Source organism: Mesorhizobium sp. M8A.F.Ca.ET.202.01.1.1 (assembly GCF_004791595.1).
Taxonomy (GTDB): Bacteria; Pseudomonadota; Alphaproteobacteria; order Rhizobiales; family Rhizobiaceae; genus Mesorhizobium.
The window spans coordinates 472,105-495,023 of the sequence record NZ_SRUN01000001.1 but is presented as its reverse complement, the minus strand read 5'-3'; the positions used below and the strand labels follow the sequence as shown (position 1 = coordinate 495,023).

Sequence of the window (22,919 nt, the reverse complement as noted above, 5' to 3'; positions counted from 1 at the left end):
TCATCCGAAAGGGACAATGATGAACAACCCTCGCCACAATATCCGCGAAGTGCGCGCGCCGCGCGGTGACAAGCTCAACGCCCGGTATTGGACGACCGAGGCGCCGCTGCGCATGCTGATGAACAATCTCGACCCTGATGTCGCCGAGAATCCCAACGAACTGGTCGTCTATGGCGGCATCGGCCGGGCGGCGCGCACCTGGAACGATTTCGATCAAATCGTTGCGTCGCTGAAGACGCTTGGCCAGGACGAGACGCTGCTGGTGCAGTCCGGCAAGCCGGTCGGTGTGTTTCGCACCCACCCGGACGCGCCGCGCGTGCTGATCGCCAACTCCAACCTGGTACCGCACTGGGCGACCTGGGAGAAATTCAACGAGCTCGATAAGAAGGGCCTGATGATGTACGGCCAGATGACGGCCGGCTCCTGGATCTATATCGGCACGCAAGGCATCGTGCAGGGCACCTACGAAACCTTCGTCGAGGCCGGCCGCCAGCATTATGGCGGCAATCTCAAGGGAAAATGGATCCTGACCGGCGGCCTTGGCGGCATGGGCGGCGCCCAGCCATTGGCTGCCGTCATGGCCGGCGCCTGCTGTCTGGCAATCGAATGCAATCCCGATTCGATCGATTTCCGCCTGCGCACCCGCTATGTCGACGAGAAGGCCGAGACGCTCGACGAGGCCATGGAAATGATCGAGCGCTGGACTAAGGCCGGCGAGGCGAAGTCCGTTGGCCTGTTTGGCAACGCCGCCGAGATCGTGCCCGAAATGTTCAAGCGCGGCATCCGCCCTGATATGGTCACCGACCAGACCTCGGCGCACGACCCCATCAATGGCTATCTGCCGAAGGGCTGGACGATGGCCGAGTGGCGCGAAAAGCGTGTCAGCGACCCCAAGGCGGTCGAGAAAGCGGCCCGCGCCTCCATGCGCGAGCATGTCGAGGCGATGGTGGCGTTCTGGAACGCCGGCGTGCCGACGCTCGACTACGGCAACAACATCCGTCAGGTCGCCAAGGACGAAGGTTTCGAGAACGCCTTTGCCTTCCCCGGTTTCGTGCCGGCCTACATCCGTCCGCTCTTTTGCCGCGGTATCGGCCCGTTCCGTTGGGCTGCACTCTCCGGCGATCCGGAGGATATCTACAAGACCGACGCCAAGGTACGCGAACTCACTCCCGGCAACACCCATCTGCACAATTGGCTCGACATGGCGCGCGAGCGCATTTCCTTCCAGGGCCTGCCGGCGCGCATCTGCTGGGTCGGTCTCGGCGACCGGCACAGGCTGGGTCTTGCCTTCAACGAGATGGTGGCCAAGGGCGAGCTCAAGGCGCCCGTCGTCATCGGCCGCGATCACCTCGATTCGGGTTCGGTCGCTTCGCCAAATCGCGAGACGGAATCGATGAAGGACGGTTCCGACGCGGTCTCCGACTGGCCGCTGCTCAACGCGCTGCTCAACACAGCTTCGGGCGCCACCTGGGTGTCGCTGCACCATGGCGGCGGCGTCGGCATGGGCTTCTCCCAGCATGCCGGCATGGTCATCGTCGCCGACGGCACGCCTGACGCGGCAAGACGTCTGGAGCGGGTGCTGTGGAACGACCCGGCGACCGGCGTCATGCGCCACGCCGATGCCGGCTATGACATCGCCATCGAATGCGCCAAGGAGCACCAGCTCAACCTGCCCGGCATTCTCGGGTAGCGGCTGACGTGATGCGCATCCTTCGCGCCGCCGATTACCGCGTCATGCCGTGGAAGAACGGCGGCGGCACGACGACCGAGATCGCCGTCTCGCCCGACGGCGCCGGGCTCGACGATTTCGACTGGCGCGTCTCGATGGCCCGGGTCGAAGGCAGCGGGCCGTTCTCCAGCTTTGCCGGCATCGACCGCACGCTGTCGGTGCTGGAGGGCGAGGGGATCGTGCTTGATGTCGCGGGCCGTCCGCCGGAGCGGATGACAGCGGCTTCCCAGCCATTTTCCTTTCCGGCCGACCAGCCGACGCGTGCCGCGCTGATCGCCGGCCCGATCACCGATCTCAACGTCATGACCCGCCGCGGCCACATGTTGCATCAGGTCGAGCGTCTGGCGATTTCGACGCCCGTGGAAATCGCGACCGAGGCCGGTCCCACCCTCATCCTTTGTCACAGGGGCCATGCCATTTTCCCCGGCGCCGCGCCCATTCGTCTCGGGCCGCTCGACGCCCTGCTGCTCGGACCTGATGCCTCTGTCTTGCGGGTTCAGCCCGCACCGGATGCGATCCTTTTCGTGATCCGGATAATCGCTGCCGCCTGACACGTTTGGCGCCAACGGTTACCGCCTGTTTCCAAACATGATCGCGACGCCGGCGAAATATAGCGTAAGCTGGCGGTGGCATCACGAAAAAGCCCGAATCCTCCCCGTCGATCGGTCCTGACGGGAGCGAGGGGCGCTCGTCTTTGAGTTTGCTCGAAAGATGACGCCCTGTCGTGGTGCGGAAACAAACTTTCGGCATAGGGGTTGATGCAACCGATTGCATTTGAACCGGTTTTAGGGCCATTGCCGTGGCGGTGATGCCGCTGAGTGCCCGCTTACGGAATTTTCAATGAATATTCAGACGAACCCAGCCCAGATCGAGAAGACAAGCGCGAGCTTCCCAGCCATCACGGAAGAGCCGATAAGATCGACATTCCTGCCGGAGGAACGGCTCCGGCTGCTCGGCGAAAGCCTGGCCAAGGGCGATCTGACGGACCTGTTCGGACTGATACCATTCGACTTCCAGGCCCGCATCCGTGACAGCGCCAAGAAGATCCTCGAAGTCTACCGGTCGACCAACGCCGCGCAGGCGAGGGGCGAAACCATCACGCCGGCCGCGCAATGGCTGCTCGACAACAACTACCTGATCGAGGAAACCATTTTCCAGGTCAAACGCGACCTGCCGCGCCGCTTCTACCGGCAATTGCCGACGTTGAAACTGCCCGACGGCGGCACCGTGCCGCGCGCATTGGCGCTGGCCTGGACCTATGTCGCGCATTCGGACAGTTCCGTCTCGGCGACCATGTTCAAGTCCATCGTCCAGGGTTTTCAGTCGGTCGAGCCGCTGAAGATCGGCGAACTCTGGGCCCTGCCGTCACTGCTGCGCTTCGTGCTGATCGAGAACCTCCGCCGCCTGGCGGTCAGGGTCAACCGCACCCGCCAGATGCGCCAGATCGCCAACGAGGTGGCCGACAAGGTGCTTGCGACCGACGACAATCCGGATCGGCAGGCAATTCTCGCCAACTTCAGCGCGCATGCGCAGGACACCACCTTCGCCACTCAGCTTCTCTATCGCCTGCGTGACGGATCGCAGAACGCCGGCAAGGCGCTGGAGTGGCTGGAAGGCGAACTCGAAAAGACCGGCTCGGATGCCGAGGAAATCATCATTTCCGAGCACCAGACGCTGTCCAGCGGCAATGTGACCACCGGCAACATCGTGCGCGGTCTGCGCCTCATCAACGACGTCGACTGGACGGTGTGGTTCGAAGGCGTCAGCCGCATCGATACCGTGCTGCGCGAGCGCACCGATTTCGCCGCGCTCGACTTCTTCTCGCGCGATCAGTACCGCACCGCGATCGAGGAACTGGCACGCCGCTCGAACCTGTCGGAGTACCGTGTCGCCGAAAAAGCCATCGAACTGGCCGGCCACGCCGCCGGAGAAACCGTCGCGGAGGGCGTTGAAGGGGGGGATGCCCAGGCAGCATCCGCTCATACCGACGTCGGTTTCTATCTCGTTGGCCCGCGCCGGCTGGAGCTGGAAAAGGCGATCGAGTACCGGCCTACGGTCAGCCAGACGGTCAAGCGGACCTTCGCCAAGACGGGCTGGCTTGGCATCGTGCTCCCCGTCTTCGCGCTGACCGCCCTGCTGCTCGTCCTGTCCGGCAACGCCCTTTCCAATCTCGGCCTGTCGGTGCCGTCGATCGTGCTGATGCTGGCTCTGTTTGCCGTGCCGGCCAGCGAAGGCGCGCTCGCTTTCTTCAACACCGTGGTCTCGCTGTTCCTCAAGCCGACTCGCCTGATCGGTTACGACTACAGGCACGGCGTGCCGCCCGAGGCGCGCACCCTGGTGGTCGTGCCGTCGCTGATCGGCTCGCGTGACGATGTCGAGGAAAACATCCGCAACATCGAAGTGCACTATCTTGCCAATCTGGCGGACGAGATCCATTTCGCGCTGCTTTCGGATTGGCCCGACAGCAAGATCGAGATCGATGCGGCGGACACTGAGATTCTCGACTTCGCCCGCGCCGAAATCGCTCGCCTCAACGCACGCTATCCCTCCGAAGGCGCCCCGCGCTTCTATATCCTGCACCGCCGCCGGCTCTACAATGCGGCTCAAGGGTGCTGGATGGGCTGGGAACGCAAGCGCGGCAAGCTGCACGAGCTCGACCTCTTGCTGCGCGGCGACAGCGATACCACCTTCCTGCCGCTCGAAGTGCCGCTGCCGGAAAAAGTCGTCCATGTGATGACGCTCGACGCCGATACCCGCACCACCCGCGATGCCGTATCGAGCCTTGTCGGCAAGCTTTGCCATCCGCTCAACCGCCCGCATTTCGACGCCACCAGGCGTGTCGTAACCGCCGGCTACACCATCCTGCAGCCGCGTATCACCGCTTCACTCACCAGCGGCGACGAAGCCTCGTTCTTCCAGCGCGTGTTCTCGGCCAATCGCGGCCTTGATCCTTACGTCTTCGCTGTTTCGGACCTCTATCAGGACGTCTTCAGCGACGGGTCCTTCACCGGCAAGGGCCTCTATCATGTCGATGCCTTCGAGGCCGCCTTGCAGGGCCGCATCGAGGAAAACACCATCCTCAGCCACGATCTGCTCGAAGGCGCTCTGGCGCGCGCCGCACTGGTCACCGACGTCGAACTTGTCGAGGACTACCCGACCCGCTACTCGGTCGACGCCTCGCGCCACCATCGCTGGGCGCGCGGCGACTGGCAGCTTTTGGGATACATCTTCAACCCCCGTTCCGGCGTTCCGGCCTTGTCGCGCTGGAAGATGGTCGACAATCTGCGCCGCTCGCTGACGCCGATCTTCTGGGTGATGGCGGCGATCGCCGGCTGGACCTTGCTGCCCTTCACGCAGGCCGCGCAGTGGCAGGCCTTGCTGATCCTCAGCCTGTTCATGGCGCCGACCTTCGACGTGGTCAACGCCATCCTGCCCAAGAGCGGCGACCAGACGCCGCGCGGCCATTTCTCGGCGCTGGCGCGCGACGTCGCCTTCGGCACCGCCATGGTGGCACTGAAGATCGTGCTGATGGCACACAACGCCTGGATGATGGGCGACGCCATCGTGCGCACGCTCTACCGGCTGTTCGTCAGCCGGCAGAACCTCCTGGAATGGCGCACCGCCTCGCAGGCGCACAAGGCGGGCGACAACGACGTCGGCTCCTATTACGGCATGATGTATGGCGCCGTGATCATCGGCTTTGTCGGCCTCGCCATTCCGGTGCTGGCCGATTCCACCGGTGCCTTCGTCGCCTTCTTCTTTGCCTTGTTCTGGATCGGCTCGCCGGCGATCGCCAGCTGGATCAGCCGCTCCGCCGAAACCGAGGACCGGCTGCGTATATCGCAGGCCGATATTCACACCCTGCGCACCGTGGCGCGGCGCACCTGGCATTATTTCGAGAGCTTCGTGACGGCCGAACATCACAATCTGCCGCCGGACAATTTCCAGGAGAGCCCCGCGCCCGTCGTGGCGCCCCGCACCTCGCCGACCAATGTCGGCGTCTACCTGCTCTCGGTCGTCTCGGCGCGCGATTTCGGCTGGATCAGCCTGTCCGATGCCATCACCCGCATCGATGCCACCATGACGACCATCGAGAGCATGCCGCGCAGCCGCGGCCATCTCTTCAACTGGTACGACACCACGACCCTGAAGCCGCTCTACCCGCTCTATATCTCGGCTGTCGACAGCGGCAATCTCGCCGGTCACCTGGTGGCGGTGGCGGCGGCCTGCGCCGAATGGGCGGAAGCCCCTTCCGTCCACCTGCAGGGTGATTTCGAAGGCATTCTCGACACCGTGACCATCCTGAGCGAAAGCCTAGATGAATTGCCTGACGATCGCCGTCAGTTGCGCCCATTGCGCCAACGCCTCGTCGATCGCCTCGACGGCATGCGGCGCGCCGTCGACACGATCAAGGCACAGCCGGAAATGGCCTCGATCCGCACCATCAACCTGGCGGTGCTGGCCGGTGAAATCCGCAAGCTCGCCACCGCCATTCACACCGAGGCCGCATCGCCGCAGAGTGACGTCATTGTCGACTGGGCGGCAAGGCTCGAAGCCACCTGCGAGGCGCACGTCCATGACGCCCACAGCGACGAAAACGCGGTCGAGGCTCTGCGTGCCAAGCTGCTCACCTTGCGCGAGCGCACCCGCCGTTTCGCCTTCGAGATGGAGTTCGCCTTCCTGATGCGGCCGGAGCGCAAGCTTTTGTCGATCGGCTACCGGGTCGAGGAACATCAGCTCGACGAAAGCTGCTACGACCTTCTCGCCTCCGAGGCGCGGCTGACCAGCCTGTTCGCCATCGCCAAGGGCGATCTGCCGACCGAGCACTGGTTCAGGCTCGGCCGCCCCATCGTCGAGATCGGCTTCCAGGGCGCGCTGATGTCGTGGTCCGGCTCGATGTTCGAGTACCTGATGCCGCCGCTGGTGATGAAGGAACCGCAAGGCTCGATCCTCAACCAGACCAGCAAGCTGATCATCAAGCGCCAGATGCAGTACGGCCGCCAGAAGAACGTGCCGTGGGGGATCTCGGAAGCAGCCTACAATGCCCGCGACCGCGAACTGACCTATCAGTACACCAATTTCGGCGTGCCGGGGCTGGGGCTGAAGCGCGGCCTTGGCCAGAACACGGTGATCGCACCTTACGCGACGATCATGGCGGCGCAGTTCAACCCGCGCGAAGCGGTGCAGAATCTGGCCCGGCTGCGCGAGATCGGCGCGCTTGGCCGCCATGGCTATTATGATGCGGTCGACTTCACCCCGCAGCGCGTGCCGGAAGGCACCAACCACGCGGTCGTGCTGAATTACTATGCCCACCATTCGGGCATGTCGATCGCCGCCGTCGCCGACGCCATTTTCGAAGGTCGCCTGCGCGATCGCTTCCACAGCGATCCAGTCATCGAATCAGCCGAACTGCTGCTGCAGGAGAGGGCGCCGCGCGACATTCCGACCGCCACCGTCCGCACCGAGGCCGACGAGCGCTCCAAGGACGAGACCGAAACCGAGAGCCCTGACACCCGCATTGTGCTCGATCCCGTGCGGGCGCTGCGTTCGACCAATGTGATGTCGAACGGCCGCTATTCGGTCATGGTGACCGCGACCGGCTCCGGCTACAGCCGCTGGGGCGATCTGTCAGTGACCCGCTGGCAGCCGGATCCGGTCGAGGACCGTCTAGGCTCATACATCTTCCTGCGTGACGTCAGCACCGGCGACTGGTGGTCGGCAACGGCGGAGCCAAGGCGCGCGCCCGAGGAAAAGACGCAGACCCTGTTTTCCGATGACAAGGCGAGCTTCGTCAAATCGGCCGGCACGCTACGCTCGGAGGTCGAATGCATCGTCGTTTCCGAAGGCAATGGCGAAGGCCGCCGCATAACGCTCTACAATGAGAGCACATCCGACCGTCACATCGAAGTGACGTCCTTTGCCGAGCTGGTTCTGGGATCGGAGGCTTCCGACAACGCGCATCCGGCCTTCTCGAAAATGTTCGTGGAAACGGAAATCGCCGCCAACAATGGCGCGATCTTCGCCACGCGACGCAAGCGCGAAACCAGCGAGCCCGATGTCGCCCTGGTGCATTTCGTCACCGATCCGTCGGGGCCGGCTCGTGATGCCGAGGCCGAGACCGACAGGCGCGCCTTCATCGGCCGTGGCCGCACCATCGTCGATGCCGCCGCCTTCGATCCAGGCGCCAGGCTGGGCGGCCATTCCGGCTTCACGCTCGATCCCATCGCCTCGCTGCGCCGTCAGGTGCGCGTGCCCGCCAACAAGAAGATATCGCTGACCTTCTGGACCGTCGTCGGGGCCAACCGCGCCGAGCTGGAGGAGGCCATAAACCGGCTCGACCATCAGGAGAGCTTTGCCCGCCAGGCCATGCTTGCCTGGACGCGCAGCCAGGTGCAGACCCGCCATATGGGCCTCAGCCTGACCGATGCGGCCAATGTGCAGAAACTGGCGCGCTATCTGATCTATCCCGATCCGTTCCTGCGGCTGCCGGCCGAGTCCATCGCTTCCGGATTGGGCAAGCAGTCGAGCCTGTGGCCGACCAGCATTTCGGGCGATTACCCGATCTTCCTGGTCAGGATCGGCGACGTCGCCGATCTGGAGATCGTTGCCCAGGCGTTGCGCTTCCAGGAATATATGCGCACCCGTGGCATGATGATCGACTTCGTCGTCGTCAACGAGCAGGCCTCGTCCTATGTCCAGGATCTGCAGCGCGCGGTCGAGACGCTGTGCGAAAACAGCCGCTTGCGCGGCAAGGAACTCGGACCCCGCCAGCACATTTTCGCGGTGCGCCGCGACCTGATGGAGGAGACCACCTACAAGACGCTGCTCGCCGTCGCCCGGGTTGTGCTGCATACGCGCAACGGCACCATCTTCGACCAGATCGAACGAGCCGAGGCGGCCGCACTGCAGGCGCGCGATGGCCTGCAGCCGGCAGGATTTCCAGGCCCGCGCGAAATTCCTGCGCCCGTACAGATGCATGCATTCGCCTCGCAGGCGGTGGCCGATGTCAGCGCCGATGGCTCCGGCCTCAGCCAGTGGAACGGTTTCGGCGGCTTCGACGGTGACGGGCGGCACTATGTGGTGCGCCTGGCTGGCCGACGCACCACGCCGCAGCCCTGGATCAATGTCGTCTCCAACGCCTCGTTCGGCTTCCATACCTCGGCCGAGGGCGCGGCCTTCACCTGGAGCCGCAACAGCCGTGACTACCAGTTGACGCCGTGGTCGAACGACCCGGTCTCCAACCGACCGGGCGAGGGCATCTATATCTACGACCAGGCCAGCGGCAGGGCGTTCTCGCCGATCGCCGCGGTGGTGCGCGATCCCTCGATGACCTACGAAGCCTGGCACGGCCAGGGCTTCTCGACCTTCCGCTCGAAGCGCGGACCGTTGTCGATGGACTTGACGCACGTCGTCGATCCCATCGATCCGGTGAAGATCACGCGGCTGCGCATCCAGAATTCCGGCCCGGTACCTGCCCGGCTGCGCGTCTATGCCTATGCCGAATGGGTTCTTGGCGGGCATCGGTCGCGCACCGCGGCAACCATAGTGCCATCCCGTGACGGTGCCACCGGCGCGCTGCTCGCGCAAAATCCCTACGGGCTCGATTTCAGCGAGCGCGTGGCCTTCCTCGCCGCCGACACCGGTGTCCACTCGGTGACGACTGACCGGGCCGAGTTCCTCGGCCGGCACGGGTCCAGCGAGTTGCCGCAGGCAGTGCTGAGCGGTTCGGCCCTGTCGGGTCGCGTCGAAGCCGGAGATGATCCTTGCGCGGCGATCGCCCGCGACATCGAAATCCCCGCTGGTGGCGACGTCACGCTGATCTGGTTGCTCGGCGACGCCGAGTCTCCGGCGCAGGCGAGCGCGCTGGTGCAGAAGCACCGGGGCAAGGATTTCGACCAGCGCCTGGCCGACAATGAGCGCGAATGGCGCGCCTTCCTCGACACCATCCAGGTCGAGACGCCGGACAAGGCACTCGATGCCATGGTCAATCACTGGCTGCCCTATCAGAGCCTTGCCTGCCGCATCCGCGCCCGCTCGGCCTTCTATCAGGCAAGCGGCGCCTTCGGCTTCCGCGACCAGTTGCAGGACACACTCGCCCTGCTGGCGCATGATCCGACGCTGGCGCGCGACCAGATCCTCAATGCCGCGCGGCGGCAGTTCCCGGAAGGCGACGTGCAACATTGGTGGCTGCCGCGCACCGGCGCCGGCGTACGCACCCTGATCTCCGACGACGTGGTGTGGCTCGCCCACGCCACGGCCCGCTATCTCATGGTGACCGGCGACGCCACAATCCTGAAGGAGCAACTGCCCTTCCTCGACGGACAGGCGCTGGGTGAAGGCGAGCACGACGCCTTCTTCACTCCGGAAATCTCGAAGAAGACGGTGTCGCTCTACGATCACTGCGCGCGTGCGCTCGACCTTGCCATCAAGCGCAGCAGTCCAGCCGGCCTGCCGTTGATCCTCGGCGGCGACTGGAACGACGGCATGAACCGTGTCGGCGAGCATGGCAAGGGCGAGAGCGTGTGGCTGGGCTGGTTCCTGCTGAAGACGCTGGGCGACTTCGCCGCGGTCGCCAAGACCGAGGGCGACACCAAGCGCGCGCAGGCCTGGGCAAAGCATGCCGAAGCCCTGAAGCGGGCACTCGAAAGCACGGCATGGGACGGCGAATGGTACCGGCGCGGCAGCTTTGACGACGGCACGCCTTTGGGATCACGCACATCGCAGGAGTGCAAGATCGACTCCATTGCTCAGTCCTGGAGCGTGCTTTCGGGCGAGGGCGACCCGGCGCGGTCGACCACGGCGATGCAGCAGGCGACGAAGCTGCTCGTCGACGATCATCTCAAGATCGTAAAGCTGTTCACGCCACCCTTCTCGAAGACGGACAAGGATCCCGGCTACATCAAGAGCTACCCGCCTGGCGTGCGCGAGAATGGCGGCCAGTACACTCACGCCGCCACCTGGTTCGTCATTGCATTGGCGGAGATGGGACAGACCGATGAAGCCTATCGCTGCTTCTCGATGCTGAACCCGGTCAACCACGCCTTCGACGAGGCCTCGACCGAGCATTACCGCGTCGAACCCTATGTGGTGGCGGCCGACATCTATGCCGGGGACGACAAGGGAGGGCGCGGCGGCTGGACCTGGTACACCGGCTCGGCGGGCTGGCTTTACCGGGCCGCGGTCGAAGGCATCCTGGGCATCGAACGGCGTGGCAAGCAGATCACGTTCCGGCCGAAGCTGCCCAGTCATTGGGAGGGCTATCAGGCTTCACTCAAGATGCTGGGCGCCGAGATCAAGGTGCAGGTCATTCGCGACAAAAAGACCAAGACGATCTCGCTCGAAGTCAATGGTTCGAAGACAAAATCGGCGTCCTTTGAGCCCAAGGCCGGTGGCCAGACCGAGGTCGTGGTCAAGATACCGGCGTAAAATCAACAGGTTGGATCACCGGATCGCGCGTCCTTCGGGACGCGCGAAGCAGCGCCTCGTTACTTGCGCGTGATCCGTGGCGGCGCCGGCTGGGCGCCTTGAAACCGGGCCTCTTCAGCCTGCCGTGATTAAAAATGTGGCAGTGCTCGGCTACTGCCATGATTTTGCCGCAAGGCTGACATTTCACCTTTTATCTCAAACCGTTAGGTGATCACGTCAGATTTCGTATCGTCGTCATCTTTTGTTCGCTAAATGGGAACGGAAGCGATAGACGGGCATTGTTTTGCGACGCATCAACCGTTACGTGTCAGGAAATGGTGCAGTGCACAATATTGGTGTTGGGCACAATAGAGAGTTGGCGGAGTAGCTGAAGTGTCACTTCTGCAGATCTATTGGAGAGCGCTGGGATATCTGGCTGCCGACAAGAAGCGCGTCGCGCTGATCTGTGCGGCCAACGTCGCTCTGGCAGCCATCGCGATCCTCGAGCCGATCCTGTTCGGCCGGGTCATCGACGCGATTTCCACGAAAGGCTCGGTCTTCTCCACGCTTGCCGTGTGGGCCGGCATCGGCGCCTTCAACGTTCTCGCTTTCGTGCTGGTGGCGCGCGGTGCCGACCGGTTCGCGCACGCCCGGCGCAGCGAAGTGCTCTGCCAGTCCTTCGAGCGCGTCATCACCATGCCGCTCGCCTGGCATCATCAGCGCGGCACCTCGAATGCTCTCCACACGCTGCTGCGCGCCGTCGAGACGCTATTCAGCCTTTGGCTCGAATTCATGCGCCAGCATTTGTCCACCGCTGTTGCGCTCGTCCTGCTGGTTCCGACGGCCCTCAGCATGGACGTGCGCATGTCGATGGTCCTGCTCGTCCTCGGCGTTCTCTATGTCGGCATTGGCCGCCTGGTGATGAAGCGCACGAAGGAAGGCCAGGCCGCCGTCGAGCGCCACTATCACAAGGTTTTCGCGCACGTGACTGACTCGGTGAGCAACGTCGCCGTGCTGCAGAGCTACAACCGTCTTGGCCACGAAGCCGACGCGCTGCGCAGCTACGTCAAGAACCTGCTCGACGCGCAGAACCCGGTGCTCGACTGGTGGGCGATCGCCAATGCGCTCAATCGCCTGTCGTCGACGATCTCGATGATGGTGGTGCTTCTGATCGGCGCCTATCTGGTCACCCACGGCCAGCTGCGCATCGGCGACGTCATCGCTTTCACCGGCTTCGCCACGCTGCTGATCTCGCGGCTCGACCAGATGTCGGCTTTCGCGAACCAGATTTCGGAGGCCCGCGCCAAGCTCGAGGATTTCTACAAGCTCGAGGACTCGGCCGCCGATACCGCCGAGCCGGACGGCCTGCGCGACCTGGCCAACGTCACCGGCCATGTCCGTTTCGAGGATGTCAGCTTCGAGTTCGCCAATTCGGGGCAGGGCGTCAGCGACGTGTCCTTCGAGGTCCAGGCCGGCCAGACCGTCGCCATCGTCGGGCCGACGGGTGCGGGCAAGACCACGCTCATCAACCTGCTGCAGCGCGTCTTCTCGCCGTCCAGCGGCCGTATCCTGATCGACGGCATCGATACCCGCACCGTGACCCGCAAGTCGCTGCGCCATTCGATCGCCACCGTGTTCCAGGATGCCGGGCTTCTCAACCGCTCGATCGAGGACAACATCCGGGTCGGCCGTGCCGATGCGACCAACGACGAGATCCATGCCGCAGCCACCGCAGCCGCGGCGCAGGATTTCATCCTGGCCAAGAGCAATGGCTACGACACGGTGGTCGGTGAACGTGGCGGCCAGCTGTCTGGCGGCGAGCGCCAGCGCATCGCCATTGCCCGTGCCGTGCTGAAGGATGCGCCGATCCTGGTGCTCGACGAGGCGACCAGCGCGCTCGACGTCGAGACCGAGGACCGCGTCAAGGAAGCGATCGACGAATTGCGCCGCGACCGCACTACCTTCATCATCGCCCACCGCCTGACCACCGTCCGCGACGCCGATCTGGTCGTGTTCATGGACAAGGGCAAGGTGGTCGAGATGGGTGGCTTTGCCGAACTGTCGCTGCGCAACGGCCGTTTCGCCAGCCTGTTGCGTGCCGGCGGCCTGCTCAACGACGAGGAAGTCCGCCGCCTCAGCCGCTCCGTGCAGGGCGAGGCCGCCTGAGCAGTTGATGGTTCTGCCTTCTCCCGAATGGGAGAAGGAAGAACCTGCGACACCGCCGCTTGATTGCTCCAAACGCGCCGGCGGTCTATGTAAAGCCGCATGAGTGACACCACCTCACGCCCGAGCGGCTGGACCGATCTTGCCAATCCGATGCGGTTTGTCCGGCTGGCCGACAAGCTTGTGCCGTGGCTGGCGGCGCTCGCCGCCCTCGTCCTTGCTGGTGGCCTCTATATTAGCTTCACCGCGCCCGAGGATTTCCAGCAAGGCATCACGGTGCGCATCATGTACATCCACGTGCCTTTCGCCTGGCTCGCCATGATGTGCTACACGCTGATGGCGGTCTCTGCGCTGGGCACACTGGTCTGGCGGCATCCGCTGGCCGACGTCGCACTGAAGTCAGCGGCCCCCATCGGGGCCGTCTTCACCGCGCTGGCGCTGATTACCGGTTCGATCTGGGGCAAGCCGATGTGGGGCACCTGGTGGGTCTGGGACGCCCGCCTGACTTCCGTCTTCGTGCTGTTCCTGATGTATCTCGGCATCATCGCGTTAACCCGCGCGCTCGATGACGCCAGCCGCGCCGCCTGGGCCGCCGCCATCATCACGCTGGTCGGCTTCATCAACATTCCGATCATCAAATTCTCGGTCGACTGGTGGAACACACTGCACCAGCCGGCTTCGGTGTTCAGGCTCGGTGGTCCGACCATCGATCCCAGCCTGCTCTGGCCGCTGCTGGTGATGGCCGTCGGCTTCACCGTGCTGTTCTTCGCGCTGCATCTGATGGCCATGCGCACCGAAATCCGGCGCCGACGGGTTATTGCCATGCGGCGGGTGGCGGCGCGGCAGGCGGAACGTCCGGCTTAAATATTCACCCCATCCGTCCGCGCGCTGCCACCGGCAGCGTGTCCAGCACCGTCTCCCCGTCGATCAGGTTGACCTCGTTGAACAAATTGGTGACGACGCAGCAATGGTCCGGCACCACGCGCACGCGCTCGCCAATGCGCAGCTTGCCGTCGCCGGAAAGCATGACCGTGCCGTGCTCCTCGCTCAAGCCCGTCACCAGCGCCCCCGGGACGCCCATCAACTCTCCGAAATCCTTTAGCCCCAGCGTATCGCTGGACAGGGCCTTGCTGCCGCTATCGAGGATCGCGCGCGTCGCTGTCGGATGGCTGACCACGGTTGCCAGCACGGTCAGCGCGCAATCGTCGAGGCCGCCGACGCCTTTGGCGACCTGGTAGCGGTCGAGATAGATATAGGTGCCGGGCCGGTATTCGGTGACGACGGAGGCATCGGCGGAACGCCACATATCGGGCGTGCCGCCGCTGGAGACACGCTCACAGGCGAGCCCTGAAGCGGCCAGCGCCTGTTTGGCGTCGGCAAGCCAGGCCTCGGCCTCCACTGCCCGGCCGGCGGCCGGATAGGTCATCAGTCCGCCAAAGGCAAGGCCGCCCGCCTTGTCGATCACCCTCGCCAGCGCAACCGCTTCATTGGCCGTCTGCACGCCGCAGCGCCCCATGCCGGTGTCGCATTCGACCAATACCGACAGCGGATGCCCGGCATCGGTGAAGGTCGCGGCGAGCCCTTCCAGCGTCTGCGCGCTGTCGGCCGTCACCGACAGCGTCACGCGGCCGTGCAGCGCCTTCAGCCGGGCGAGCTTGGCGCGGCCAAGGATGTTGTAGGGAAGAAAGATATCCGTCAGCCCGGCGTCGGCCATCACCTCGGCCTCGCCGATCTTCTGGCAAGTGATGCCGACGGCCCCGGCTGCCACCTGCTTCTTCGCCCAATAAGGCAGCTTGTGGGTCTTGATGTGCGGCCTGAGCTTCAGTCCGTTCTTGTCGGCATGGGCCTGCGCGCGGGCGATGTTGGCTTCAGCGCGTGCGACGTCGATCAGGATCGACGGCGTATCGAGATCATGGATGGTCGGCATCGGTTGTCTCTGTGAAAATTCGCAGGGGTTATGAGCCGGAAAGCACGCGATGTCACGCCGCACGCGAACCCGATCGGTGGGCCATGGGCGCAGGGCTCGAACAGGCAGAATGGATCGACACCGCACCGGCGTTCGGCTATGCGATTTGTCGGAAAAATCGACACGAAGGGTCACGATCATGAAACGCTCCGCCATCAACGACATCATCCGCGAAGCCGACGCCTTCATCCGCTCGTTCGGCTATATCATGCCGCCCTTCGCCTACTGGCCGCCGGAAGAGATGAAGGCGCGCCAGGTCGATTCCTCGGCCATTTTCACCTCACGGCTCGGCTGGGACATCACCGACTACGGCCAGGGCAAGTTCGACGATCTCGGCCTGTTCCTGTTCACCGTTCGCAACGGCCGCTACGAGGACATGAAGAAGGGCATGGGCATGCTCTATGCCGAGAAGATCATGATCTCGCGCAAGGAGCAGATGTCGCCGATGCACCGCCACAACATCAAGGCCGAGGACATCATCAACCGCGGCGGCGGCAAGCTGGTGCTGGAACTGTTCATGCATGACCGCGACGGCGGCATCGACCCCAGGGCCGAGGTGTCGGTGCCTGTCGACGGAACCATCCACAGGCTGCCGGCGGGCGGGCTGTTGAAGCTCGACCCGGGCCAGAGCGTAACGCTTTTGCCCGGCGTGTGGCACGCCTTCTGGGCGGAGGGCAAGGACGTGCTGATCGGCGAGGTATCGACCGTCAATGACGATCGCACGGACAACGTCTTCCGTGAGCCGATCGGCCGTTTCGCCGATATCGAGGAAGACACGCCGCCGCTGCACCTGCTGGTGGCCGACTACGACAAATGGCTGGGTTGAGGCTTCCGCCCTTTATGCCGATTCGCCCCCTGATTTGCCGGCCAGCAACCAAGTCCGACGAGGAATAGATCTTGAAATCAGCTCTAGTTCTAGCCATTGCCGCCTTGGCGGCGGTCAGCTTCGGTATGCCGGCCCAGGCGGCCGGCTTCGCCAACATCATCCTTTCCGCGACGAAGGACGGCGCTACACCTCAGAGCAGCTTCCCCGTCGACACACCGGTGATTTACGTGTCGGCTGACTTGGTGGATATCGCGCCCACATCGAAAATCACATTTTCCTGGGTCTCGGTTGATTCCCACGGCGTCGCACCGGAAAACTATACTATCGACAAGGTCGATCTCGACGTCGGAGCGAACAATCAGGCTGATTCTCAGCTCACCAAACCCACGGCGGGATGGCCGGCGGGCACCTATCGTGTTGATTTGGCCATCGACGGAACGGTTGAGGATTCGGTGCCCTTCAGCATTCCATGATGGAAATGAACTGCCCTGAAAGGGCGTAGGCTCAATGACAACAGCTGAGTGCCGATTGCACGCTCGTCCGGCACAGGCAGGACGAGCTGATCGGCACATCCGCCTTTGCCATCGCCGTGGCAAGCCTTGCCTGCAGTGCCGGCAGTTCTTCGGTCTCGCCACGCCGGCTCAAACATTCCACCAGACCGTGCAGCGCCCAGACATTGTCCGGGTGCTGGGCACAGCGCTGCACCGTGGCGCTCAGGCCGAGATCCTCGCGATAAACCTGCTCGGCTTCCGCCGCATGCCCCTGGTCGAGAAGCAGCGCCGCAAGCGCATGGCGCGGCGGGTGCATCCACGCCCACGGCTCGGTGTAGGAAAGATTGTCATCCAGCTCGACCGCGTGCCTGAGATGGCCATAGGCCTCCTCGTGCCGGCCCTGATGGTAGGCAAGCTCGCCGTCGAGCAAGGCGGCACCGACGGCGAGCGAGGCGCGGGTCGGGTTGCTGAGGAAACGCCGCTCGGGTGCAATGCCTTCGAGGTGCTGGTGAAACAGTTCGCGCTCGCGCTCGGCTTCGGCGAATCGCCTCAACGTCGCATGCGCGACGCCCCTGGCGTAGTGCTGCATGGCCGCCGTCAGCACATAGAGGCCGGGCTCGGCGACCCTTGGTTCATCGATGATCTCCTGCCACCGACCGAAGCGCACCAACACGTGCGATTTCATCGCATGATAGCCTTCCACGGTCTGGGTGAGTTTGGGCCGGTCCTGGATGGCGACCACGTCACGCGTCACCAGGCTGCGCACCTTGTCGGCAGCCCACAGTGCCGGCTGGTACTGGCCTGACAACATGCAGGTGAACATCATCAGGTGCAGATCGTGACAGCAGCCGAGCAGATAGTAGGTCGGCTCGCCGGCATAGGCGAGATAGAGGTCGTTGGCCCCAACCGCCTTTTCGCTGGCAAGCTTGGCTTTTTCATATTCGCCGCACAGCACATAGATATGCCCCGGCATGTGGTTCATGTGTCCGGCATCGGGGCACATCTCGCCGAGCAGATCGGCTGAGCGCATGCCGCGTTCCGGCATGGTGGACATTTCCAGGAGATGAATGTGCAGATGGACGATCGCCGGGTGCTGCGCGATACCGGCCTCGTCTGCGAGCCGGATTGACCGCTCGCAAACCTCCAGCGCCTCGATCACGTCTGAATTTGGCGCCGGTGCACCGGTCTTGAGGTTCCAGAGCCGCCGCACCGTGCGCATCATCAGCGCCTCGACGAACAGCGCCATGACGTCATGGTCGTCGGGAAAGTTTTCATGGACCCGCCGCATCGCAGCGGCATAGGCATCGTCCCACTGCTCGAATTCCTGGGGGCTTACCCGGTGCGGCTTCTGGAAGCGGCAGGCCAGTGCCTCGATCAGTTGCCTTTCGACCTCGCTGGCTGACGCCGCATTGGAGCGCGCGAGCTGGACGTGCTCGAAACAACGCTTCGTCGCGCTGTCAGCCTCGGCCTCGCCATGCTCCTTCCAGGTCAGATTGTAGAAAGGCCCAGCCGCATAGGCGATGCCCCAATGAACCATCGGGCAGTCCGGATCGGTCTCCAGAGCCTTCTCAAAGCACTTGATGCCTTCTTCGTGGTTGAAGCCGTAGCACCAGTTCAGGCCAATATCGAACCAGCGCTGGGTTTCTGCCGAGCGGGTAGAGATGGGGCGGCGGTAGGCGCCAAGATTGAAGCGGTCCATGTGGTCTCATTCAAACTGCTCGGCCGCGAGCCTAGCCCTGGCCAGATTCTTCGCCATGAATGTGTGCCGGAACCGGTAGGCATGGCAAACGCAATGAGGCCATCGATCTGACCGGCGCCCGTTAGTCGCTTTCGGGTGGCGCGTCGCTTTGCCAGCCGGCGAGCTCCGGCAGGTCGTCAAGCCAACTTTTCTCGGTCATCACGGCATCGCCGGCCTGCGGCGCAGCCTCGGTGGCGTTTTGAATCAGCCAGTCCGTCCACTTCCGATAGGCAGCCGGATCCATCTGAGGCGGCAGCACCTTGGCCTTGAGCAGCATCCTCTTGCGGAAACTGGTTTGCCTGCGCAGCTTTGTCGTCGTGAACTTGATTGCCTTGCCTTGGTATTCGACGGTCCAGCGGTCGTCCCCATGGCCGACAAGCCTGTCGATGGCGAAACCGGCATCGACCGGTCTGTCCCGCCAGGGAAGCTCGATGGCGTTCTTCCGCAGATCGATAGCCCATCGCCTGTAGTTGGCCCCGGCACGCTGAGGCGGCAGCACGCCGGCCTGCTCGAGCATCTTCCTTCGGAAGGTAGGCTGCTTCTTCAACTGGCCGGTCGTGAACTCGACGCGATGCCTACGAAACTCGACATGCCACCTGATCCTTCCGTTGCCGACATACTTCACCACCCTGTCGATGAAGAACTCGCCATCGGCAAGCATCACGCAGCCTTGGCTGATGCTTTCGCGGATGAACTCGGTGTCAGTGACCATCCAGGCGGGCCTTATGCAGGATTTCGTCGACGAAGCTTGGGAGCGATGGTCCGGATTCGCACCGGAAGAGCGTTCCGGTTCCGATTTCTTGTTTAGCTGGGTGCTTTCATTGAGAGGTGCTGGCTGGGGAACCTGGATTCGAACCAGGACTAACGGAGTCAGAGTCCGTGGGTCTACCGTTAACCTATTCCCCAGCAGGCGCGGTCATGGACCACGCAGGCCGAACGGCTGAGCCGCTTGAGCGCTGCCTTGTAGCCGCCAGCGGAAAATAGTCAAGCCTGCTCCGCGGTTCAATCGCCAGCTTTTATCACTGGTTCCAAACGCCGCCCCTCCAATGACGTGCGAACCCCGGGCTCAGCTCTCCTTGCGGCTGAATTGCGAGCGTTCGAAGAACAGCACGATGCCCAGGCCCAGAAACAGCGGGATGATCAGATAAAACAGCCGGAACACCAGCAGCGCGGCCAGCACGCCGACCGGGTCCATGTCGGAAAGCCCGGCCAGGAACACCACTTCGAACACGCCGAGGCCGCCCGGCGCGTGCGATATCTGGGCGACCGAGAAGGAGACGAGGAAGACGCCGAGCACGACGAAATAACCGGGATTGTGCATCTCGGGCAGGGCGAAGAAGATGATCGCGGCCGCCGCCAGCAACTCGATCGGGCCGATCAGCAACTGCCTGGCGACGATCGGCAGCGCCGGATAGTGCAACTGGAAGCTGGCGATCTTCAGCGGGCGCAGATGCAGCCAGCTGCCGAATATATAGGCCGCGACGAGGACCAGCATCGCAATGCCCGCCGCCTCCGACAGGCCGTGATGGGCGATGCCGGAGAAGCGGTCGATAATCTGCGGCTCGAACACCAGCACGAGGCCTGCGGCGAGAATCGTCGACAGCACGAAGGTTATCCAGCAGACCGCCACCAACACGCCGACCTCGTGGCCGGTCAGGCCCCTGGTGCCGTAGGCGCGGTAGCGGATGACGGCGCCGGAAAACACCGAGCCGCCGATATTGTGCGACAGCGCATAGGTGGTGAAGGAGCACAGCGTCACGAACAGCCAGGAGACGCGCCTGCCGATATGCAGCAGCGCGATGTGGTCGTAACCGGCGAGCGCGGCATAGGCCACCACCGAACTCAAGCCTGCCAGCATCCAGCCGCGAGCCGGAATGGCCGCCAGCCCGTCCCAGACGTCGTCGAGCGAGATACCGCGCAATTCATGCCAGAGCAGGAGCAGCGAGAAAATCACCGCGCCGATGCCGACGACCGGCCAGAAATAGCGTTTCCAGTTCATTGCCCGACCGTCATGCGTTGCCTGTCCGCTTCCTTTTCTGTCGAGAGGCCGACCGCGCCCCGAATTCCCCATTCATTTCAGAAATGCCTCATTGAAGCCGGCTATTCAACCGCGAACACTTGTCGCGCCTGATGCCGGCAAGGCCCGCCTGCACCGGACGCGGCGCAAAAACGCCTCCAAGCGGCGAGGGCAGCGGCTTCGACGGGCGCGTCCCCGCCGGCGTTGCGTTATCAAACCAGCCTTGCGGGTACATTACGGCGGCGCGGCGAAAAGGCGGGGTTGGGCGCCCAGCCGGCAAAATTCGGCAAGCGGCTCTTGGTGATCGGGCGCGGCACTGTTAGTCTGGCGGCAACTTGAAACATGCCAAAGCGCCTGCTGCGTCCGTCACCGGTTCGCGCGGCGCCGGAAGGAACGACAGTGGAAGACCGCGACACCGGCGCAGGCGCGCCGGAGGTGGGCGCGTCCAGCGCTTCCCCAGGGCCATCGGGCCCCGGGACAGCCGGTTGGCAGCAACGCCGCCCGACGGAGCCTCGCTCCGTGAATGGGCAGGCGGGCGACGCGACCCAGAAGGGCAAGCCCAAGAAACGGCGCAAGCGAAGGCGTGGGCGCAAGGTTTTTGCGCGCGACGATGTGCGCCCCGAGGACAATCGATCGCCGGTACAAGGCAAGGCCGCTGTCGCGACAGTGGAGCTGAAGCCGGTGACGGCTCAGACGATCTCCTCCGTCGTTCCTGTGCCTCGCCCCGAACAAGGCAACCGCAGGCCGCCGGTGCACGAGCTTCCCGTCTTCGCGGCGCTGGACCTCGGCACCAACAATTGCCGGCTGCTGGTCGCCGTTCCCACCCGTCACGGCCAGTTCCGTGTCATCGACGCCTTCTCGCGCATCGTCAGGCTGGGCGAGGGGCTCACCGCCAATGGCCGGCTCGGCCAGCCGGCGATGGACCGCGCGGTCGAGGCGCTGAAGGTCTGCGGTGACAAATTGCGCGGCCGCAAGATCAGGAAGGCAAGGCTGATCGCCACCGAAGCCTGCCGCACCGCCGAAAACGGCCTGGAGTTCCTCGATCGTGTCGAACGCGAAGCCGGCCTGAAACTCGAGATCATCGATCGCCAGACCGAAGCCCGCCTTGCGGTTTCCGGCTGCGGCTCGCTGGTCGAGCGCGACACGCAAGGCGTCGTCCTGTTCGACATCGGCGGCGGCTCCTCCGAGATCGCGCTGATCGATCTCAGCGGCCGCCGCTCGCCGCGCCTTGCCAACCATATCGTCTCATGGACATCGCTGCCGGTTGGCGTCGTCTCGTTGGCGGAACGCTTTGGTGGCCGCACCGTGACGCGCGAGATCTTCACCGCCATGGTCGACGACGTCGCTGGCCGGTTGGCCACTTTCGATGGCCGCGACCGGCTGAGCCATCTCAAGGCCAGCCCGAATTTCCATCTGCTCGGCACTTCGGGCACGGTGACGACGCTGGCCGGCGTCCATCTCGATCTCGAGCGCTACGACCGCCGGCGGGTCGACGGCCTGTGGATGGACCGCGACAGCGTCGACCGCATGGTGGAGAGATTGGTCGGCTGGGATTTCCAGCAGCGCTGCGCCAACCCCTGCATCGGCGCCGACCGCGCCGATCTGGTGCTTGCCGGCTGTGCTATCCTCGAAGCGATCCGCGCCGTCTGGCCGTCGGAGCGGCTGCGCGTCGCCGACCGTGGCCTGCGCGAAGGCATATTGAGCGAACTGATGGCCGATGACGGCGTCTGGCGCAACGATGGGCGTGCTAGGGCATGATCATGCTCAAACAAGAAATCAGGCAATGACCAAGAAACCGGAAAAACCAGGTTCGGCGAGCATTCGCGTGCTGAAGACGCGGATCAAGAAGAAAAGCGGCCTGAAGGAATCGTCACGCCGCTGGCTGCAGCGCCACATCAACGATCCCTATGTCCAACGCTCGAAAGCCGACGGCTATCGTTCCCGCGCGGCCTACAAGCTGATCGAGATCGACGACAAGCACCATCTCTTGAAGCCCGGCATGAAGGTGATCGACCTGGGTGCCGCCCCCGGCGGCTGGTGCCAGGTCGCGGCCGCGCGCACGAAATCGACGGCCGAAAACCCGCATGTCATCGGCATCGATTATCTGGAAATGGACGCCGTGCCCGGTGCGCCGGTGCTGCTGATGGATTTTCTCGATCCGCAGGCTCCGCAAAAGCTGGCCGAGGCGCTGGGCGGCGACCCGGATGTCGTGCTGTCCGACATGGCGGCGCCGACAACCGGCCACAAGCGGACCGACCATATCCGCACCATGCATCTGTGCGAGGTGGCGGCCGATTTCGCGCTGTCGGTCCTGAAGCCCGGCGGCCATTTCCTGGCCAAGACCTTCCAGGGCGGCGCCGAAAACGAACTGCTCTCGATGCTCAAGAAGAATTTCCGCTCCGTCCACCACGTCAAGCCACCGGCCTCGCGCGATGAATCGGTGGAGCTTTATCTCTTGGCCAAGGATTTTAAGGGGCGAGAGGCTGGTCCGCCGTCAGGCGGATCGGAACGTCCAGTGGACGTTCCGATGGGCTCGAGCGCCCGGAGCCATGGCGAAGGGCCGGGGGACGCAGACGGCTGAGTT

The 22,919-nt window shown here is 64.0% G+C and carries 13 protein-coding genes and 1 tRNA gene; 9 read left to right on the top strand and 5 right to left on the bottom strand.

Annotated elements, in window-relative coordinates:
* Nucleotides 1-19 precede the first annotated feature (19 nt).
* The 5 genes from hutU to EN845_RS02670 all read left to right on the top strand — a co-directional run bounded on the left by hutU (nt 20) and on the right by EN845_RS02670 (nt 14,161).
* Nucleotides 20-1,690 carry a urocanate hydratase gene (gene hutU, locus EN845_RS02690; RefSeq protein WP_127280374.1) on the top strand — a complete coding sequence of 557 codons (1,671 nt, stop codon included), beginning with the start codon at nt 20-22 and terminating at the stop codon, nt 1,688-1,690.
* A gap of 11 nt (nt 1,691-1,701) precedes the next feature.
* Nucleotides 1,702-2,280, top strand: a complete 579-nt coding sequence (locus EN845_RS02685) for a HutD family protein (RefSeq protein ID WP_127280373.1) — start codon at nt 1,702-1,704, stop codon at nt 2,278-2,280.
* Nucleotides 2,281-2,569: 289 nt separating this feature from the next.
* Nucleotides 2,570-11,155: a glucoamylase family protein gene (locus EN845_RS02680; protein ID WP_127869665.1), complete on the top strand. Its 8,586-nt coding sequence runs from the start codon at nt 2,570-2,572 to the stop codon at nt 11,153-11,155.
* A 372-nt stretch (nt 11,156-11,527) separates the two neighbouring features.
* Nucleotides 11,528-13,300 carry a glucan ABC transporter ATP-binding protein/ permease gene (locus tag EN845_RS02675; RefSeq protein ID WP_127278652.1) on the top strand — a complete coding sequence of 591 codons (1,773 nt, stop codon included), beginning with the start codon at nt 11,528-11,530 and terminating at the stop codon, nt 13,298-13,300.
* Between the two features lie 99 nt (nt 13,301-13,399).
* On the top strand, nt 13,400-14,161 hold the full coding sequence (locus EN845_RS02670) for a heme ABC transporter permease (protein ID WP_127869664.1): 762 nt from the start codon (nt 13,400-13,402) through the stop codon (nt 14,159-14,161).
* 4 nt (nt 14,162-14,165) lie between these two features.
* Here the strand turns inward: EN845_RS02670 and EN845_RS02665 are convergent, their stop codons facing one another.
* Entirely contained in the window at nt 14,166-15,224 is a 1,059-nt protein-coding gene (locus tag EN845_RS02665) for a D-TA family PLP-dependent enzyme (RefSeq protein WP_127869663.1), read from the bottom strand.
* Between the two features lie 178 nt (nt 15,225-15,402).
* On the opposite strand from EN845_RS02665, the gene EN845_RS02660 reads away from it, so the two are divergent.
* Together EN845_RS02660 and EN845_RS02655 are read left to right on the top strand one after the other, a co-directional pair.
* On the top strand, nt 15,403-16,089 hold the full coding sequence (locus EN845_RS02660) for a D-lyxose/D-mannose family sugar isomerase (protein ID WP_135906788.1): 687 nt from the start codon (nt 15,403-15,405) through the stop codon (nt 16,087-16,089).
* 71 nt (nt 16,090-16,160) lie between these two features.
* On the top strand, nt 16,161-16,562 hold the full coding sequence (locus EN845_RS02655; RefSeq protein WP_127278656.1) for a hypothetical protein: 402 nt from the start codon (nt 16,161-16,163) through the stop codon (nt 16,560-16,562).
* 31 nt (nt 16,563-16,593) lie between these two features.
* Here the strand turns inward: EN845_RS02655 and EN845_RS02650 are convergent, their stop codons facing one another.
* From EN845_RS02650 to EN845_RS02635, 4 genes are all read right to left on the bottom strand, one after another.
* On the bottom strand, nt 16,594-18,279 hold the full coding sequence (locus EN845_RS02650) for a hypothetical protein (protein ID WP_127869662.1): 1,686 nt from the start codon (nt 18,277-18,279) through the stop codon (nt 16,594-16,596).
* 121 nt (nt 18,280-18,400) lie between these two features.
* Nucleotides 18,401-19,030, bottom strand: coding sequence for a hypothetical protein (locus EN845_RS02645; RefSeq protein WP_127869661.1), 630 nt, complete (start codon nt 19,028-19,030; stop codon nt 18,401-18,403).
* Between the two features lie 120 nt (nt 19,031-19,150).
* Nucleotides 19,151-19,224, bottom strand: a tRNA-Gln gene (locus tag EN845_RS02640).
* Nucleotides 19,225-19,384: 160 nt separating this feature from the next.
* A complete protein-coding gene (locus EN845_RS02635; RefSeq protein ID WP_127869660.1) occupies nt 19,385-20,317 on the bottom strand; it encodes a lysylphosphatidylglycerol synthase domain-containing protein in 933 nt (310 codons plus the stop codon).
* 417 nt (nt 20,318-20,734) lie between these two features.
* Here EN845_RS02635 and EN845_RS02630 point away from each other — a divergent pair, with 417 nt between their 5' ends.
* Both EN845_RS02630 and EN845_RS02625 read left to right on the top strand, forming a co-directional pair.
* On the top strand, nt 20,735-22,093 hold the full coding sequence (locus tag EN845_RS02630; protein ID WP_127869730.1) for a Ppx/GppA phosphatase family protein: 1,359 nt from the start codon (nt 20,735-20,737) through the stop codon (nt 22,091-22,093).
* Between the two features lie 25 nt (nt 22,094-22,118).
* The gene (locus tag EN845_RS02625; RefSeq protein WP_127869659.1) at nt 22,119-22,916 is read left to right on the top strand and encodes an RlmE family RNA methyltransferase; all 798 of its coding nucleotides are present in this window, start codon (nt 22,119-22,121) and stop codon (nt 22,914-22,916) included.
* Nucleotides 22,917-22,919 lie beyond the last annotated feature (3 nt).

What these genes read in the sequence shown, in the direction of transcription:
- hutU (WP_127280374.1), top strand. Translation starts at nt 20, where the DNA reads ATGAACAACCCTCGCCACAATATCCGCGAAGTGCGCGCGCCGCGCGGT.
- EN845_RS02685 (WP_127280373.1), top strand. Translation starts at nt 1,702, where the DNA reads ATGCGCATCCTTCGCGCCGCCGATTACCGCGTCATGCCGTGGAAGAAC.
- EN845_RS02680 (WP_127869665.1), top strand. Translation starts at nt 2,570, where the DNA reads ATGAATATTCAGACGAACCCAGCCCAGATCGAGAAGACAAGCGCGAGC.
- EN845_RS02670 (WP_127869664.1), top strand. Translation starts at nt 13,400, where the DNA reads ATGAGTGACACCACCTCACGCCCGAGCGGCTGGACCGATCTTGCCAAT.
- EN845_RS02665 (WP_127869663.1), bottom strand. Translation starts at nt 15,224, where the DNA reads ATGCCGACCATCCATGATCTCGATACGCCGTCGATCCTGATCGACGTC.
- EN845_RS02660 (WP_135906788.1), top strand. Translation starts at nt 15,403, where the DNA reads ATGAAACGCTCCGCCATCAACGACATCATCCGCGAAGCCGACGCCTTC.
- EN845_RS02650 (WP_127869662.1), bottom strand. Translation starts at nt 18,279, where the DNA reads ATGGACCGCTTCAATCTTGGCGCCTACCGCCGCCCCATCTCTACCCGC.
- EN845_RS02645 (WP_127869661.1), bottom strand. Translation starts at nt 19,030, where the DNA reads ATGGTCACTGACACCGAGTTCATCCGCGAAAGCATCAGCCAAGGCTGC.
- EN845_RS02635 (WP_127869660.1), bottom strand. Translation starts at nt 20,317, where the DNA reads ATGAACTGGAAACGCTATTTCTGGCCGGTCGTCGGCATCGGCGCGGTG.
- EN845_RS02625 (WP_127869659.1), top strand. Translation starts at nt 22,119, where the DNA reads ATGACCAAGAAACCGGAAAAACCAGGTTCGGCGAGCATTCGCGTGCTG.